The organism is Serratia sp. Sp408 (assembly GCF_057180665.1).
In genome coordinates, this window is the sequence record NZ_JBXUFT010000008.1 from 120,053 (window position 1) to 135,684 (window position 15,632).

At 56.9% G+C, this 15,632-nt stretch carries 14 protein-coding genes; 6 read left to right on the forward strand and 8 right to left on the reverse strand.

Features of this window, described 5'->3' with window-relative positions:
* Nucleotides 1-2: 2 nt before the first annotated feature.
* The gene (gene tamB, locus AC2AXP_RS19690) at nucleotides 3-3,821 is read right to left on the reverse strand and encodes an autotransporter assembly complex protein TamB (protein WP_430299325.1); all 3,819 of its coding nucleotides are present in this window, start codon (nucleotides 3,819-3,821) and stop codon (nucleotides 3-5) included.
* A complete protein-coding gene (tamA, locus tag AC2AXP_RS19695) occupies nucleotides 3,818-5,554 on the reverse strand; it encodes an autotransporter assembly complex protein TamA (protein ID WP_039991275.1) in 1,737 nt (578 codons plus the stop codon). Before tamA ends, tamB begins: the two co-directional genes overlap by 4 nt.
* 202 nt (nucleotides 5,555-5,756) lie before the next feature.
* On the opposite strand from tamA, the gene msrA reads away from it, so the two are divergent.
* Both msrA and paeA read left to right on the forward strand, forming a co-directional pair.
* Nucleotides 5,757-6,395 carry a peptide-methionine (S)-S-oxide reductase MsrA gene (gene msrA / locus AC2AXP_RS19700; RefSeq protein WP_088499941.1) on the forward strand — a complete coding sequence of 213 codons (639 nt, stop codon included), beginning with the start codon at nucleotides 5,757-5,759 and terminating at the stop codon, nucleotides 6,393-6,395.
* 204 nt (nucleotides 6,396-6,599) lie between these two features.
* Nucleotides 6,600-7,931 carry a polyamine export protein PaeA gene (paeA, locus tag AC2AXP_RS19705; RefSeq protein ID WP_004955953.1) on the forward strand — a complete coding sequence of 444 codons (1,332 nt, stop codon included), beginning with the start codon at nucleotides 6,600-6,602 and terminating at the stop codon, nucleotides 7,929-7,931.
* Nucleotides 7,932-8,012: 81 nt separating this feature from the next.
* Here paeA and AC2AXP_RS19710 read toward each other — a convergent pair whose 3' ends face one another.
* Complete coding sequence (locus AC2AXP_RS19710) at nucleotides 8,013-8,219, reverse strand: DUF1107 domain-containing protein (RefSeq protein ID WP_039991278.1); 207 nt, start codon at nucleotides 8,217-8,219, stop codon at nucleotides 8,013-8,015.
* 325 nt (nucleotides 8,220-8,544) lie between these two features.
* Here AC2AXP_RS19710 and AC2AXP_RS19715 point away from each other — a divergent pair, with 325 nt between their 5' ends.
* Entirely contained in the window at nucleotides 8,545-9,102 is a 558-nt protein-coding gene (locus tag AC2AXP_RS19715; protein WP_004955955.1) for a YtfJ family protein, read from the forward strand.
* On the opposite strand, the gene cysQ is transcribed toward AC2AXP_RS19715, so the two are convergent.
* On the reverse strand, nucleotides 9,103-9,843 hold the full coding sequence (gene cysQ, locus AC2AXP_RS19720) for a 3'(2'),5'-bisphosphate nucleotidase CysQ (RefSeq protein WP_039992448.1): 741 nt from the start codon (nucleotides 9,841-9,843) through the stop codon (nucleotides 9,103-9,105).
* 254 nt (nucleotides 9,844-10,097) lie between these two features.
* Here cysQ and AC2AXP_RS19725 point away from each other — a divergent pair, with 254 nt between their 5' ends.
* Together AC2AXP_RS19725 and ytfE are read left to right on the forward strand one after the other, a co-directional pair.
* On the forward strand, nucleotides 10,098-12,050 hold the full coding sequence (locus tag AC2AXP_RS19725) for a bifunctional 2',3'-cyclic-nucleotide 2'-phosphodiesterase/3'-nucleotidase (RefSeq protein ID WP_039991279.1): 1,953 nt from the start codon (nucleotides 10,098-10,100) through the stop codon (nucleotides 12,048-12,050).
* Between the two features lie 122 nt (nucleotides 12,051-12,172).
* Complete coding sequence (gene ytfE / locus AC2AXP_RS19730; RefSeq protein ID WP_004955959.1) at nucleotides 12,173-12,838, forward strand: iron-sulfur cluster repair protein YtfE; 666 nt, start codon at nucleotides 12,173-12,175, stop codon at nucleotides 12,836-12,838.
* A gap of 44 nt (nucleotides 12,839-12,882) precedes the next feature.
* Here ytfE and bamJ read toward each other — a convergent pair whose 3' ends face one another.
* On the reverse strand, nucleotides 12,883-13,503 hold the full coding sequence (gene bamJ / locus AC2AXP_RS19735) for a BamJ family beta-barrel-assembly machinery protein (RefSeq protein WP_004955960.1): 621 nt from the start codon (nucleotides 13,501-13,503) through the stop codon (nucleotides 12,883-12,885).
* A gap of 263 nt (nucleotides 13,504-13,766) precedes the next feature.
* Between bamJ and AC2AXP_RS19740 the strand changes: the two genes are divergently transcribed.
* Nucleotides 13,767-14,447: an OapA family protein gene (locus AC2AXP_RS19740; RefSeq protein WP_004955961.1), complete on the forward strand. Its 681-nt coding sequence runs from the start codon at nucleotides 13,767-13,769 to the stop codon at nucleotides 14,445-14,447.
* On the opposite strand, the gene AC2AXP_RS19745 is transcribed toward AC2AXP_RS19740, so the two are convergent.
* The 3 genes from AC2AXP_RS19745 to rpsR all read right to left on the reverse strand — a co-directional run bounded on the left by AC2AXP_RS19745 (nucleotide 14,444) and on the right by rpsR (nucleotide 15,632).
* Nucleotides 14,444-14,800 carry a DUF488 domain-containing protein gene (locus AC2AXP_RS19745; RefSeq protein WP_004955962.1) on the reverse strand — a complete coding sequence of 119 codons (357 nt, stop codon included), beginning with the start codon at nucleotides 14,798-14,800 and terminating at the stop codon, nucleotides 14,444-14,446. The genes AC2AXP_RS19740 and AC2AXP_RS19745 overlap by 4 nt on opposite strands.
* A gap of 112 nt (nucleotides 14,801-14,912) precedes the next feature.
* Nucleotides 14,913-15,365 (reverse strand): 50S ribosomal protein L9, encoded by a 453-nt coding sequence (gene rplI, locus AC2AXP_RS19750; RefSeq protein ID WP_004955963.1) that lies wholly within the window; start codon nucleotides 15,363-15,365, stop codon nucleotides 14,913-14,915.
* A gap of 39 nt (nucleotides 15,366-15,404) precedes the next feature.
* Complete coding sequence (gene rpsR / locus AC2AXP_RS19755) at nucleotides 15,405-15,632, reverse strand: 30S ribosomal protein S18 (protein WP_000135199.1); 228 nt, start codon at nucleotides 15,630-15,632, stop codon at nucleotides 15,405-15,407.

A 15,632-nucleotide genomic window follows, 5' to 3' on the forward strand; every position in this document is an offset into this window, starting at 1 on the left:
CGCTAAAACTCAAACTGATAGAGCAAATCTAGTGCCTGGTCGAGACCGGACACCGCTTCCAGATACAACTTAGGCATCAGGCGGTAACGCAACGTCAGCGTGGCCAGCGAATCGAAAATGCCCACCCCATATTTTACTTGTAAGCCAGGGAGGACATAGCCGCTCACGACAACCTGGGAGCTATCACCCACTCCCGCAGTATCAAGGGCCAAATTACTTACGCCAAACGCCTCGCCGATTTTACCCACAAGTTGACCACTTTGTGCAACCCCCAGACCCACTAACATTGACGTCATGGCGTTGCCGTCGGCACCGGAACTGCTCAAACCCTGGCCGCGCAGCAGATAAGACAATGCTTCCTGTTGCGATTTGGCCGGATCGGAGAATACCTCCAGCTTGGGCGCATCCGCCAGCCCGGTGACGCGCACGCCGGCGGTAACGCCGTCTTCGGTGGCTTCCGGGTTACGAATCGCTTCCATGTTGAGCAGCGGCTGGTCCGGGGGCCCGGAGAACATCAGTTGCCCTTTGCGGATGATCAGATCCTGACCATAAGCATGGAAGCGGCCTGCCGGGATGTCAATCTGGCCATTCAGCCCCAGCCCGCGCTTGTCCTGCACCACTTTCAAATCGCCTTTCAGCCGCGCTTTCAGGCCAAAGGCGTCCAACCGAACATCATCACCGACGTGAATCATCAGGTTGCTGTTAATCGGTATCGACGCGGTTTTCGGCTGAATCGGCTTCAGCTGCCGATCCAGCATCACTTCGTCAGACGAAACGCCCACCGCGCTTTCCGGCAGTTCCTGCACCGTAATGCGCGCCCAGGGAATATCGACGTTGCCGTTGAGCGAGAACAATTGCGGCGTCGCTTCGAACACCAGATCGGGAGACACGTCGAGACGGACCATCGGCGGTACCGTCACCCGTAACTTGTTGCCCTTGGCGGCAATGCGTGCGCGCCAGGCGTTGATATCGCTCCAGTCGGCATCGCCGGTCATGTTCAACTGGCCCTGAGTGGTGGTGATCAAGCCGTCTAGCGTCGAATTCATGCCGTTAAAGTTGATCGCCAGGCGGCCGTCAGTCATGTCGAACGGCATCCAGCTACCGTCAATATCCACCTTGTCCAGCGCCAACCGGCCAAACACCAGCGGTTTTTGCGCATTGCCACCCAGCCGCAGATTGGCGTTCAACATACCGGCGGCTTTCTCGCCCTGCATCAGCGCCGGGTTAATCAGCGCCAACGAGATATTGGTGATATTGACGTTGCCACTGAGATTGCGTCGCGTCTGCGGGTCGGTGACCTGCACATTGCCGTCAAACTGGCCGTTATTGTTCAACTTGATGCGCCAGTCGGCCTGCGCCCGGCCATTGGTGATGCCAGCATTAAGATTGAGCGTATCAAAGGCGATCGGCAGCGGGTTACCCTGCACCTGCTGCACCACTTTCACCCCGTTGCCCACCAGCGCCACCTTGGCCTGTGGCAGCGCAGCGCCCGGCTGCCAGCTAACGTCGGCGCGGCCGGTAAACACGCCGCTCAGCGCGGTGTCCGGGCCGAGGAACGGTTTGATCATTTTCAGATCGAACCGGTTGAGCACCACGCTGGCCTGGCCACTGGCGCCGGCCTCAATGGTTTTCGGCACGCACAGCTCGGCATCCGGATTTTGCCAGCAGTGTGGCCCGACGCTGATTTTTTGCTGCGTATTGAGGTAGTCGAGCGCAATAGCCCGCGTCAGACGCCATTCACCAACCGGCGTATCAAAGCGGGTATTGTTCATGGTGCCACGCCAGCGTTGCTGCTGGCGATCAAAACTGCCGGAAAGTGCCAGTTGGCCAGATACCGGTTTGCCGTCGATCTTCAACTGCAACGCATGCTGTTTTTCGCTGCCTTTGGCATCCAGCGTCAGCAGGTTTACTTCCAGCGCGTCCTGCTTGAGCTGCTCTACCCGCACCGCCAGCTGCCCCTGGATCTGATCGGTGGAACGCACATCGCCGTCCACCTTCACCCGCCGGATATGCAGTGCCTGCCATTGCAGGCCGGAGGCGGTCAAATCCGCCAATAGCTGTGGCGCCTGCAGATTACCACGCAGTTTCAGCTGGCCTTTTGCGGTACCACCGAGCCCCGGCAGCGCGCCGTCCAACTGAGGTGCGTCAATATCGGCATCCAGATTCCAGCTTTTCTCATCCAGTTGCCCTTTCACATTCAGTCTGTTACGCCCTAACGCCAGATCGACTGCGGGGATTTTCCATTGCCCGGCGGCGTTGCCGCTGAGTGAGCCGCGTGCCGATACCTTGTTTTGCTTGACGTTGCCGTCCAGTTGCAACGTCGGCACCTGCAGTTGCCAACTGCCGCCGTACAGGCTACCGCGAGTGGTGATTTTGCCGTCGAGCTTCGCCGGCCACTCCGGCCACTGCTTGGCGGTATTGATGCCGCTCAACTGCAACTGTGACGTCCAGCTGATGGCCTTGCTCCAGTCCACCAGCGCGGTCAGATCGGCATGGCCCTGCAACGCCGCCAGTCGCAGACGTTGTAGTTTGAACTGCTCGACGTTACCTTTACCGTCCAGTGTCAGCACTGCCGGTGGCAGATCCTGGCCTTTGATATTGGCACGCGTCGACAGTGCATAATCGGTGGCCTTGCCGTTGAAACGCAGGCGTAAACCATCAACCTGGTACTGCGCTTCACCGCTAAGCGGCCATCTCAGCCGTTTGCCTTCCAGCGTCAGCGCCAGCGGTAAACCGGCCTCCGCCAGTTGCGTTTGCAGATCCAGCTGCGCCCCCACCGGTCCGGACAGATTCATCGCCACGCTTAACGCCTCACGCAACGCGCCACTGACGTTCAGCTTCACTTTTTCGCCCTTAAGCGGCTCCACGTTTAGCGTGCCGTTGGCGACCATCTCCACCGGCCACTGGTCTTTCAACGTCGCCTGCCCGTGGGCGAACAGCGTGCCCTGCGGGGATTTGACGTCGAACTTATCCAGTTGCAAATGGTGATCCAGCGTGCTGGCCTGCAACAGCAGGCTGGTGATCAGCACGTCGGTATCGCCGGTCAGGCGCAGCTGCTCGCCGCGGATCTCCTTCACCGTGATATCCAGCGGCAGGCGAACCTCCGGCAAATCCGGCAACAGCGGCTTGGCAAACAGCGCCTTCAGCGTTTCCCCCAGCGGGGTTTCCTCTGGCTTTGGTGCCGGTTTCTCTGTCTCAAGCGCACGATCGCCGACCTGCCTGGCTACCTCAACCGCCGGTTGCATCGCCTCCGGCAACGGGTTTTGCGGCGTTTTTGGCAGCGCGATCAGCAAGGCACCGATCCGGGTCGGCATCAGGGTCAATGCGCGCTCCTGCCATTGCGCACCGGTGCTGAATTCACCCAGCGAAATGGCGGTGTCGTCAACGCTGACCTTGACATTGTTCAGCGCCAGTTTGCGCAGGGTAATCGGGTACGGCGTACTGAGATTGGCGGCCGGCTCGTCACTGTCGGCGACCGGCTCCGATGGCGTCATTTCGCTGGTCTTCACCACCACGTCAACGTCGTCGGCGGTCAGCGCATTAACGCACAGCGAGCTACGCTTGAAACAGGACAGATCGAGCGAAAGGTGGAATTGACCGACGTTGACCGTCACCCCAGGCATCTGATACTTGACGCCCTTCAGCGTCAGATCGCGCCAGCCGCCGGTGACGCTGGCAATGTCCAGCCCCGGCACCCAGCGCGCCGCCGCGTTCAGGGTCATATGCAAACCGCTGGTGGTGCCCAACAGGAACGCCACGCCACCCACCAGCAACAGCAGCACAATCAGAAATCCAAGACAGATCTTTTTTACCAGGCTCATAGTTCAGGCCCCAAACCGATATAAAACTGCATCCCGTGGGTTTCCTTATCCCCGACCGGGGCGGCAATATCCAGTTTCACCGGGCCAACCGGCGATTGCCAACGTACGCCGACGCCAGCGCCGGTTTTGAAGTTGCTCTGTTTGATGTCGTTCACCGCTTCGCCGGAGTCTACGAACACCGCGCCCCACCACTTGCCGGTAACGTTATATTGATATTCCACCGAGCCGGTCAGCATTTTTGACGCGCCGGAGAGTTTGCCGTCCTCGTCACGCGGGGAGATGTTCTTGTATTTGTAGCCGCGAATGCTGCGGTCGCCACCGGCGAAGAAACGCAGATCGGGCGGGACCTTGTCAAAGTCGTTGGTTTCGATCCAACCGACCTGGCCGCGCAGTACAAAGCGATGCTTGTCAGCCAGCGTGCGGATCCATACGTTTTGCGCCTGCATCAGCGCAAAATCGACGCCCGATCCCCAGGTGGTGTCGGAAACGTCGATCGAGTAACGCTGTGAATCTCCCCAGGTCGGCATCAGGCCGCCGCGCGAGCGGGTGCGGCTGACGCTGACGCCCGGATAAAGCAGCGCAGTGGTGTTGGTGACGTTACCCTGGGTAAAGTGGTCGAGCCGCCCGGTCAGGTTAATGGCATGCTGCCAGCCGCTGGACAGATCCCAGTTGCGCGATACCACGACCTTGGTACTGTCGGATTTGGTGTCGTTCCAGTCTTCGTGCTTATAACCGCCCTGTAACAGGTAATACTGTTCCAGCGGATTTTTCAGCAACGGGATTTTGTACGACAGATCCAGCTGCTGCTCCGGGCCGGACAGATACAGGCTGGTTTCCAGGCTGTGGCCGCGATCGTTGAGCCAGGGCTTCTTCCAGGTACCTTTAATACGTGGCCCGACGTCGGTGGAATAACCGACGCCGGCTTCGATGATATTGCGTTTGCGCGGCGTGACCAGCGCATCTAGCGGCAAAATCTTGTTCTCTTTGGCGTTGTCGAAATCTGGGGAAACCACCACCGAATTAAACCAGTTGGTCGCCGACAAACGGCGGTTCAGCTCGGCCAGATCCTGCGAACTGTAATAGTCTCCCTGATGAAAGGGCACCAGATTTTGCAGATAGTCTTCGCGGATTTGCGCGCCCTGAAAGCTCACTTTGCCAAAGCGATAGCGTTCGCCGCTGTTAAAATCAATGTCCCAAAACGCTTTATGCAGCTCTTCAGAAACGCCGAGCTGGCTTTTGGTCAATTCCGCGTCGAAGTAGCCCTTGCGCAGGGCCAGGCCGGTAAGCGAACCTTTGAAGCCGTCATACTTGCCGTGGTTAAGAATTTCACCGATGGTCGGCCGGCCTTTTTTGACCAACGCCAGATAGTCTTCGTCTTCCCTGGCGCCGCCTTGCAACGTGATGTCGGCACCGGCGATGCGCACCGGTTCGCCCGGGCTTACCTTGGCGTGCAGCACCGGGCGCGAAAGTTTGGGGTTGTTGTCGAGGGTAAAATCAATGGTCGGTTCATAATAGCCGAGCGCACGCAGCCCCTGCTTGATGGCATCCGCCACGCGAGCGCGGAAACGCCCGCCGTCGCTCACCTCTTCCGGGGTGATCGATGACAAACGAACGCGAACGTTTTTTTCCAGCTCCCCACTAAGGCCTTCCACCTGCAACCGGATATTGGCCGACAACGCCGCTGGTGCGACAAACAGCGCGCATAAAACGCAAAGGGCACGATATCGTGGCACGCGTTCTCCTTAATTATTTTACTTTCCTGTCAATGTCGCCGTGCTGACGCCGACGCATTATTGGCTTTTTGCGCTCAAAATACTGCGTTAAGCTTATACATAATCGCAACATGGGGCTTATTGTGAGCAAAGAAGCGGCGAGTTACAACTCACACAGCCCGTGTTGGGTAAATTCTTACTGTGACAATAGGAGTCAACCGTGGTGCCTTATACCGATCAATCCAATATCCTCAATAAAGCCGATGCGCTGCCTGGCCGCACCACACCGATGCCGGTGGCCCCGCTCAATATTGTTACCCAGCACTCGATGACCCAGGTGCCGGAAGGCATGGAAGTGGCCATTTTCGCCATGGGCTGCTTCTGGGGCGTCGAGCGCCTGTTCTGGCAGCAACCCGGTGTTTACAGCACCGCAGCCGGCTACAGCGGCGGATATACCCCCAATCCAACCTACCGCGAAGTGTGCAGCGGCCAGACCGGCCATGCCGAAGTGGTGCGGGTGGTGTTCGATCCCGCCGTTGTCAGCTACCGCCAATTATTGCAGGTATTCTGGGAAAACCACGATCCGGCACAGGGAATGCGTCAGGGTGGTGATATCGGCACCCAATACCGTTCGGCGATCTACACCCTGTCGCCAGAACAGCAGGCACAGGCGGAAAGCAGCATGGTGCGCTTCCAGCAGGCGATGGACGCCAGCGGCGACCGGCGCACCATCACCACGGAAATTACGCCGGCGCTGCCGTTCTACTATGCAGAAGACGATCACCAGCAGTATCTAGAAAAGAATCCAGGCGGTTACTGCGGGCTGGGCGGCATCGGCGTCTGCCTGCCGCCACAGGGCTAAAGCGTTAATTTTTAACCGCTGGCGGGCTTCATCGGGCTACTGCTATACTATCCAGGCCGCGCTTGCGGCCTGTTTTTTCGCGAGGCATAACAGATAGCCGATGCGGTTGAACCGGCGCAGCATGCCGCGCTGCAACAATTCTTTTGACAATGTATTACCCTTCCTCAAGAGCGCCGTCATCCCGTCGGCACGTATGGATAGATTATGTTAAACAGTATTTTACTGATTCTTTTTCTGATCGCCGTGAGCGCATTTTTCTCACTGTCGGAAATTTCTCTGGCTGCGTCGCGCAAGATCAAACTCAAGTTGATGGCCGACGAAGGTAATATCAATGCCGCCAAGGTGCTCAAGCTGCAAGAAACGCCGGGGCTGTTCTTTACCGTGGTACAAATTGGCCTGAATGCGGTCGCCATTCTCGGCGGTATCGTCGGCGATGCGGCGTTTTCACCGTCCTTCCAGGTGCTGTTCGATCGTTTCCTGCCGCCAGAGATGTCTGAGCAGGTCAGCTTTATCTGCTCGTTCGTCCTGGTCACCAGCCTGTTTATTCTTTTCGCGGATCTCACCCCGAAGCGCATCGGTATGATTGCACCAGAGACGGTTGCCGTCCGGATCATCAACCCGATGCGTTTCTCCATCGCCATTTTCCGACCGCTGGTATGGTTCTTCAACGGCATGGCGAACCTGATCTTCCGCCTGTTCAAACTGCCAATGGTGCGTAAAGACGACATCACTTCTGACGACATCTATGCCGTGGTTGAGGCCGGCGCACTGGCCGGCGTATTGCGTAAACAGGAACACGAGCTGATAGAAAACGTGTTCGAGCTGGAATCGCGTACCGTGCCGTCATCAATGACTTCGCGTGAAAGCGTGGTCTACTTCGATCTGCGCGAAAGCGAAGAAAGCATCATCGCGAAAGTGTCGACGCATCCGCATTCCAAGTTCCTGGTATGTGACGGCCACATCGATCAGGTGGTGGGCTATGTGGATTCGAAGGACCTGCTGAACCGTGTACTGGGTAATCAAAGCCTGGTATTGAGCAGCGGCGTACAGATTCGTTCGGCGCTGATCGTGCCGGATACGCTGACGCTGTCCGAAGCGCTGGAAAGCTTCAAGGCCGCCGGCGAAGACTTCGCGGTGATCCTCAACGAATACGCGCTGGTGGTGGGTATCATCACGCTTAATGACGTCATGACCACGCTGATGGGCGATCTGGTCGGCCAGGGGCAGGAAGAGCAGATCGTGGCGCGCGACGAGAGTTCATGGCTGATTGAAGGCGGTACGCCGATCGACGACGTGATGCGCGTGCTGGATATCGACGAGTTCCCACAGGCCGGCAACTACGAAACCATCGGCGGCTTTATGATGTATATGCTGCGCAAGATCCCGAAACGCACCGATTTCGTCAAATACGCCGGCTACAAGTTTGAAGTGGTGGATATCGACAGTTACAAGATTGACCAGCTGCTGGTCACCAAGTTGAGTGATAAGCCGGCGGCGGTACTGCCGAAGGCGCCGGACGAAAACCTGACGGCCTGAGTCGGACGGAAACATCAGCGGCCCCGTTGGGGGCCGCAATTACATCTGTTTTTACTGCAACTTACCGCAACGACTGGCGTTTCAACCCATTTCAGATTGCAGCAACAATACCTGTCGGTTAACTTCGGACATCACGCTGAGATGGCGTTTGTCGCGAACCTTCGGCACCAGGATTTTACCCTTGTCGAACTCAAATGCGCCGACATCCTTGATATACAGCCTTCCGCGGAACAGGGTTTTCACGTACTTTGCAACTTTCAATGGGTTATAACGCTGGAAGATTCTCATTCTTTTACTCTCCTCCCGTTGGACCATGCGCTCCGCGAGCCGCTAAAGTGGCAGCCTCTAACCAGAGAGCGCAACATGATTGCATGGGTGTAGACCTAGTTAAGACCATTTTGTTCACTTTCGCTTGGGCATCTTCACTGGATTTACACTTTTTGACAGAATTGTATATGATAATTTATAACCTTTTCAGAATATCCCTTCAAAATACAGGCATTAAGCGTCTGAAGGGAAAACTGAGAACCCGCTAACAGGACAGACCTCCGATCACCACCTATGCTTTAGGCTCTGGAGACTGTCTTCATCGTTCCCCCTACAAGGAGAAAGCATGAAAAAAAGTAACATGCTAATTGTATCCCTGCTGTTTGCTCCCTTATTGGCCTGCGCGCACAACTTTCAAATCCAGCAGCGCGTTGCGCCAGTCGGCGTCAGCGATCGGGGAGAGTTAAACTACGCCAATGATGATTTTAGCTACAAAAACTGGAATAGCGGGCAGCTCAGTGGAAAAGTGCGAGTGATCCAGCATATTGCCGGCCGCAGCTCCGCCAAGGAAATGAACGATCCGCTGATTGAAGCCATCAAGCAGGCTAAGCTACCACGCGATCGTTACCAAACGACGACAATCGTCAATACCGATGACGCCATGGTCGGCACCGCGATGTTTGTGCGCAGCAGCATTGAAGACAACAAGAAAGAATTCCCGTGGTCGCAGTTCATCGTCGACAGTAACGGCAACGTACGTAAAGCCTGGGATCTGCAAGCGGGCGGTTCAGCGATTATCGTGCTGGATAAACAAGGCAAGATTCAATTTGCCAAAGACGGCAAACTGACGGCAGAAGAAGTGCAGCAAGTGATGAACAAGCTGCACCAACTGTTGGCTGACTGATCAGAACAGCGAAACCCGGAAGCCGGGGTTGAGGAATGATTCACGCGGGGTATAAAGCAACGGCTTGCCCTGCCAATCATGAATCTGCGCCCCGGCGGCCACCGCCACCGCATGCCCGGCCGCGGTGTCCCAGATATTGGTCGGCCCGAAACGCGGGTAGAGCTGCGCCTTCCCTTCAGCCACCAGGCAGAACTTCAGCGAGGAGCCGACCGCCACCGTCTGGTGCACGCCGAGCTGCTTTAAATAATCCTTCAGCTCGTTGTCGCTGTGCGAACGGCTGACCACCACCAGCGGCGGCGTCCCCTCTTTGACGCGAATGGCCTGGCGTTGCCCGTTCTCTTCCTTCCACGCCTTGCCGCGTTCGGCCAGGTACAGTACCTCCAGCGCCGGCGCGTAGACCACGCCCATCACCGCCTGGCCATCTTCGATCAACGCAATATTGACGGTGAACTCGCCGTTGCGCTGTAAAAACTCCTTGGTGCCATCGAGCGGGTCAACCAGCCAGTAACGCGTCCAGCTTTGCCGCTGTTCCCAAGCGGGAGGATCTTCTTCCGACAACAGCGGAATGTCCGGCGTCAGCGCCGCAAGGCCGCTCTTGATGATATGATGCGCCGCCAAATCGGCTGCCGTCACCGGTGAGTCGTCTTTTTTCTGGGCGACATCAAGCGGTTGCTCGCCGTTATACACCGCCATGATCGCCGCGCCCGCATCGCGGGATAGCTGGCAAATTTGCTCTAACATCATGCACCTCTGTTTATACTTCCGTGGGAAATTTTCCCCTGTCATAGCTAGCAGACTAGTTTTTTTTACGTGGAATATCCATCCCCACCGCTTAACCCACGGTAATTCCTCGCATCTTGTTCCGCCCAACTGTGAACTTCCCCGCGTTACTGCCGTTGATTTTCTGCCACACTTCACAGTTTATTGAGAACACCTAACGTGATTGCATCAACCTCTGCGATAACAAACTAAAAATGGCATGGAGAACCGTCATCATGATCAAGCGACCACTGTCGTTGTCCGCCCTCGCCCTGTTGGTCTGCGCCTCGGCGCAGGCGGCTACGGTCGATTTGCGCGTGCTGGAAACCAGTGACCTGCACAGCAATATGATGGACTTTGATTACTACAAGGATAAACCCACCGAGAAATTCGGCCTGGTTCGCACCGCCAGCCTGATCCAACAGGCGCGTCAGCAGGTCACCAACAGCGTGCTGGTCGACAACGGCGACATTATTCAAGGCAGTCCGCTGGGGGATTACATGGCGGCCAAGGGGCTGAAGGCCGGCGACGTTCATCCGGTCTATAAGGCGATGAATACGCTGGACTACGCGGTAGGCAATATCGGCAATCACGAATTCAACTACGGCCTGGATTATCTGAAAACCGCCATCGCCGGCGCCAGATTCCCGTACGTCAATGCCAACGTCATCGATGCAACAACTCAAAAGCCGCTGTTCACCCCGTACATCATCGTCGATACGCCGGTGACCGACCGCGATGGCCAAAACCATACCCTGCGCATCGGCTATATCGGTTTTGTACCGCCGCAGATCCTGGTGTGGGACAAAGCCAATCTGCAAGGCAAGGTGACGGTTAACGACATTACCGAAACCGCCAGGCGCTACGTGCCGGAAATGCGCCGACAAGGGGCCGATCTGGTGATCGCCATTGCGCACTCCGGTCTGTCCAGCGAGCCGTACAAAGCCATGGCGGAAAACTCGGTATATTATCTCAGCCAGGTGCAAGGCATCGACGCCATTATGTTCGGCCATGCGCACGCGGTGTTTCCTAGCCAGGACTTTGCCGCCATCAAAGGTGCCGACATTGAGAAAGGCCTGCTGAACGGCGTACCGGCGGTCATGCCCGGCCAGTGGGGCGATCACCTCGGCGTGGTCGATTTACAGCTGAATAACCACGGCGGCGCCTGGAAAGTGACGCAGGCCAGCGCGCAGGCCCGGCCGATTTACGACAATCAGGCTAAAAAATCGCTGGCGGCGGAAGACAGCACACTGTTGAAAGTACTGGCACAGGATCATCAGGGCACCCGCGAGTTCGTCAGTCAGCCGATCGGCAACGCCGACGGCAATATGTACAGCTATCTGGCATTGGTACAAGACGATCCGACGGTTCAGATCGTCAATAACGCGCAGAAGGCCTATGTCGAGCACTACATTCAAGGCGATCCGGATCTGGCAGACTTACCGGTGCTCTCCGCAGCGGCACCGTTCAAGGTCGGCGGACGCAAGAACGATCCGGCCAGTTTCGTTGAAGTGGAACAAGGCCGGCTGACCTTCCGCAACGCCGCCGATCTGTACCTGTATCCGAATACGCTGGTGGTGGTCAAGGCCAGCGGAAAAGAGGTCAAGGAATGGCTGGAATGTTCTGCCGGACAGTTTAACCGCATTGACGTCAACAACCGCCAACCGCAGTCGTTAATCAACTGGGACGGCTTTCGCAGCTACAACTTCGACGTTATCGACGGCGTTGACTATCAGATCGATGTCAGCCAACCGGCGCGCTACGACGGCGAATGTCAACCGATCAATCCGCAGGCCGAACGCATCAAACAGCTGACGTTTAACGGCAAGCCAATCGATCCGAACGCCATGTTCCTGGTGGCGACCAACAATTACCGTGCCTACGGCGGCAAGTTTGCCGGCACCGGTGACCGGCACATCGCCTTTGCCTCACCGGATGAGAATCGTTCGGTGCTGGCAGCCTATATCAGCGCCGAAAGCCAAAAGCACGGAGCGGTGCATCCACAGGCCGATCACAACTGGCGACTGGCCGCGTTCAGCAGCCCTCACCCGCTGGATATTCGCTTCGAAACCTCGCCGAGCGACAAGGCCGCCGCGTTTATCAAACAAAATGCCCAGTACCCGATGCGACAGGTTGGCAGCGACAGCATTGGCTTTGCGCTTTATCAGATTGATTTAACAACGAAGTAATCAAATTATCAGGGCGTGGATCAGCGCGCCCTGCACCACTACCTCCATTTAGCCATGGCGCGCCCTTTAAATTGTATTTAAAATGCATGTTATAAGAATTATTCATTTCAGAGGACGTCATCATGGATTACCACAATCACACTCTCGGTGCGTTGGCCATTGCCATTCCCGGTGCCAGCAAGCTGTTTCGCGATCATGATTTAGATTTCTGCTGCGGCGGTAAACGGACGCTGCAACACGCCGCGCAACGCAAATCGCTGGATCTGCAGCAACTGCAATCGCAGTTGGCGGCGTTGGCCACCGGCGAATCGAACGCACGTGACTGGCGTCAGGCGCCGCTGGCGGAGATTATCGATTACATTCTGCCGCGCTTTCATCAGCGTCATCGGGAACAGTTGCCGGAGCTGGTGCTGATGGCGGAAAAAGTCGAGCGGGTACACGGCGATAAACCGGCCTGCCCACGCGGTCTGGCCAAGCAGCTAATGCTGATCCGCCAGGATCTGGACAATCACATGATGAAAGAGGAACAGATCCTGTTCCCGATGATCGTCAACGGCATGGGTCGGCAGGCGATGGGGCCAATTGCGGTGATGGAGCATGAACACGCCGAAGCCGGCGAGCAGTTGGAGGTATTGAAGTTTCTGACCAATAATCTGACGCCGCCGGCAAACGCATGCACCACCTGGCAAGCGCTGTATCGGGGCATCGATCAATTTATTGCCGATCTGATGGAGCATATCCACCTGGAAAATAATCTGCTGTTTCCGCGGGCGCTCGGTGGCGAATAAAAACAGGGCGCCGCTGGGGCGCCCTGGAGAGGAAACCGTGTGTCTTACAGGATTTCCAGCAGTTCGACCTCGAACACCAAGGCGCTGAATGGCGGGATCGAGGCGCCGGCACCGCGTTCACCGTAAGCCAGGTGATGCGGGATGTACAACTGCCATTTGGAGCCGACCGGCATCAGGGTCAACGCTTCGATCCAGCCTGGGATAACGCCGCTGACCGGGAATTCTGCCGGTTGGCCGCGCTCTACCGAGCTGTCGAACACATCGCCGTTGATCAGGCGGCCGGTATAATGCACACGCACGCGGTCCTGACGGGACGGGATTGGGCCATTACCCTGCTCCAGTACCGAGAACTGCAGGCCGGATTCGGTCAGCGACACGCCGTCACGCTTGGCGTTTTCTTCCAGGAACTGCTGGCCTTCTACCGCCATCGCCTGCTGACGCTCGCGGCGCACCGCATCCGCACGTTCGTGGATTTCACGCAGCGCACGATGCACCACATCAACGGGAACCGCTGGCGCATTCCCTTCCAGCGCGTCACGCAAACCCGCCAGCAACGCTTCCGGTTGTAAACCTTCCAGACCGGATTCCTGCAATTGCTGGCCGACCTGTAAACCAATCCCGTAGCTTGCTTGCGCTTCAACGCTGTCAAATGAAGGGGTTGTCATGGGTTTTCCTTTAGTCTGTAAAAAGTCGAAGGCGCAGCATAACAGTGCCAGAAAGCCGGGTAAAATCTTGTGTTGATAATGATGACTTTTGTCGTGGAAAAAGAAACAATGGCAATCTGTTAACGCCCGTTGCCACACGCGCCGCTGCCGATCGCCGCTGCCTGTCACATCAAGCAGTTAGCGGTCTATACTGAAGGTGTCGTCGGTTTGGCGGTACGCCATCAGTACCGTGGCATTTTTACGCAGTCTGAAGAGAGGTCACCATGGGCAGAATCGCGCCCAGGAGAAGGAAAACCACCCGCGTCTACCAGCCGTTGCTGCGTACCTGGCTGAACTTCAGCCAGCGTCTGAAGCCCGGCACAGCCCCACGGACGCCCGAGGATCCGGATTCGGAGCAACTACCTGAACACGGTAAAGGACATGGAATCAAAGCGCTGTTGCTGAAAATCTGGCATTTGCCGGACGGTTTCCGCTGGCTGGAACCCCTGCCTTACTTTCACCGCCGCTGGGTGATTATCTTTGGCATTATACTGTTGCTGGCCCTGCTGTGGCCCTATTCACCGCAAAACAGCGGTCATCCCTATCCGGTGAGCACCCCGCAGAATGCGTCGTCGCCAATGCAGGCCGATCTGCAAGGAGAAGCCGGCAACGACGCCGCAGTGCCGCAGGAAACGCCAGCAGGCAACTGGCAGCGTTATCAGATCCAGCCGGGGCAAACGCTGGCGCAGCTGTTCCGCGACAATAACCTGCCGGTGAATGAGGTGTTCGCCATGGCGCAGGTCGAAGGCAACGACAAGCCGTTAAGCAACCTGCAAGCCGGCCAGGAAGTGCGCATTGAGCGCGACGCCAACGGCGTGATAACCGCGCTGTCGGTCACCGCCGCGGATAACAGCCAGGCACTGTTCCGTCGTCAGGCCGACGGTAGCTATCGACGTCAGCGCTAGTTCCCGAGCTGCTGATACAGGAAGTCGCGCAGTACCACCCCCTGGTTGTGCTGCGTATCCTTGCTGCCATACAGCAGGGTCAAGCTCTCGCCCTGGCGCAATAACGCCGCCAGCGGCTGCCAGGCGCTGTTTTCGGCCAATTGCCGACGGTAGCGCGTGACAAACTCTTGCCATTGGTCGGTGTGCTGGTGAAACCACTGGCGCAATGCATTGTCCGGTGCCACTTCCTTCAGCCATTCCACGCCGGCAAGACGTTGTCGGCTAATGCCGCGCGGCCAGAGTCGATCGATCAGAAAGCAGTACTGTGGCGCCGGGCCGTTAAAATCATACACTCGCTGTAATACGATATTCATGCTGTCCCTCCTGGCTGATGCATCAGAGGCAGGGTAGCGCGTTTTTGCCGCCGCAGAAAAGCAAAACGCCAGCACGAGGCTGGCGTTTTAACCGGATTGACAGAGGCTTTAATTAAGCTTCTGCAACCACAACTACATTCAGCTGTGCGAACACGTCGCTGTGTACCTGGAAGTGCACTTCGTGCTCACCAGTGGTACGCAGAACGCCGTTCGGCAGGCGAACTTCGCTCTTGGCAACTTCAACGCCAGCCGCAGTAACTGCGTCAGCGATGTCGCGGGTGCCGATAGAGCCGAACAGTTTACCTTCGTCGCCTGCTTTAGACGCGATGGTTACTGAAGCCAGTTCGTTGATCTTGGTTGCGCGCGCTTCGGCAGCGGCCAGAACGTCAGCCAGTTTGGCTTCCAGTTCAGCACGGCGTGCTTCGAAGAACTCAACGTTTTTCTTGGTAGCAGGAACAGCTTTGCCCTGTGGTACCAGGAAGTTACGAGCGTAGCCCGCTTTAACGTTAACTTGATCACCCAGGCTGCCCAGGTTTGCTACTTTATCAAGCAGAATAACTTGCATTACCTTATCCTCTCAAAGTCGTTAATGGACAGTGGCCGATTACTGATGACGATCAGTGTACGGCAACAAAGACAGGTAGCGCGCGCGCTTGATAGCACGGGCGAGCTGGCGCTGATATTTTGCACGAGTACCGGTAATACGGCTCGGGACAATTTTACCACTTTCAGTGATGTAGTTTTTCAGCGTAGCGATGTCTTTATAGTCAATCTCTTGAACGCCTTCCGCGGTGAAACGGCAGAACTTGCGACGACGGAAATAACGTGCCAT

Bases quoted from the DNA above. Each gene is read 5' to 3' on its own strand.
- rplI (WP_004955963.1), bottom strand. From the start codon at position 15,365: ATGCAAGTTATTCTGCTTGATAAAGTAGCAAACCTGGGCAGCCTGGGT.
- AC2AXP_RS19745 (WP_004955962.1), bottom strand. From the start codon at position 14,800: ATGAATATCGTATTACAGCGAGTGTATGATTTTAACGGCCCGGCGCCA.
- AC2AXP_RS19740 (WP_004955961.1), top strand. From the start codon at position 13,767: ATGGGCAGAATCGCGCCCAGGAGAAGGAAAACCACCCGCGTCTACCAG.
- AC2AXP_RS19725 (WP_039991279.1), top strand. From the start codon at position 10,098: ATGATCAAGCGACCACTGTCGTTGTCCGCCCTCGCCCTGTTGGTCTGC.
- paeA (WP_004955953.1), top strand. From the start codon at position 6,600: ATGTTAAACAGTATTTTACTGATTCTTTTTCTGATCGCCGTGAGCGCA.
- ytfE (WP_004955959.1), top strand. From the start codon at position 12,173: ATGGATTACCACAATCACACTCTCGGTGCGTTGGCCATTGCCATTCCC.
- AC2AXP_RS19715 (WP_004955955.1), top strand. From the start codon at position 8,545: ATGAAAAAAAGTAACATGCTAATTGTATCCCTGCTGTTTGCTCCCTTA.
- cysQ (WP_039992448.1), bottom strand. From the start codon at position 9,843: ATGTTAGAGCAAATTTGCCAGCTATCCCGCGATGCGGGCGCGGCGATC.
- bamJ (WP_004955960.1), bottom strand. From the start codon at position 13,503: ATGACAACCCCTTCATTTGACAGCGTTGAAGCGCAAGCAAGCTACGGG.
- AC2AXP_RS19710 (WP_039991278.1), bottom strand. From the start codon at position 8,219: ATGAGAATCTTCCAGCGTTATAACCCATTGAAAGTTGCAAAGTACGTG.
- rpsR (WP_000135199.1), bottom strand. From the start codon at position 15,632: ATGGCACGTTATTTCCGTCGTCGCAAGTTCTGCCGTTTCACCGCGGAA.
- tamB (WP_430299325.1), bottom strand. From the start codon at position 3,821: ATGAGCCTGGTAAAAAAGATCTGTCTTGGATTTCTGATTGTGCTGCTG.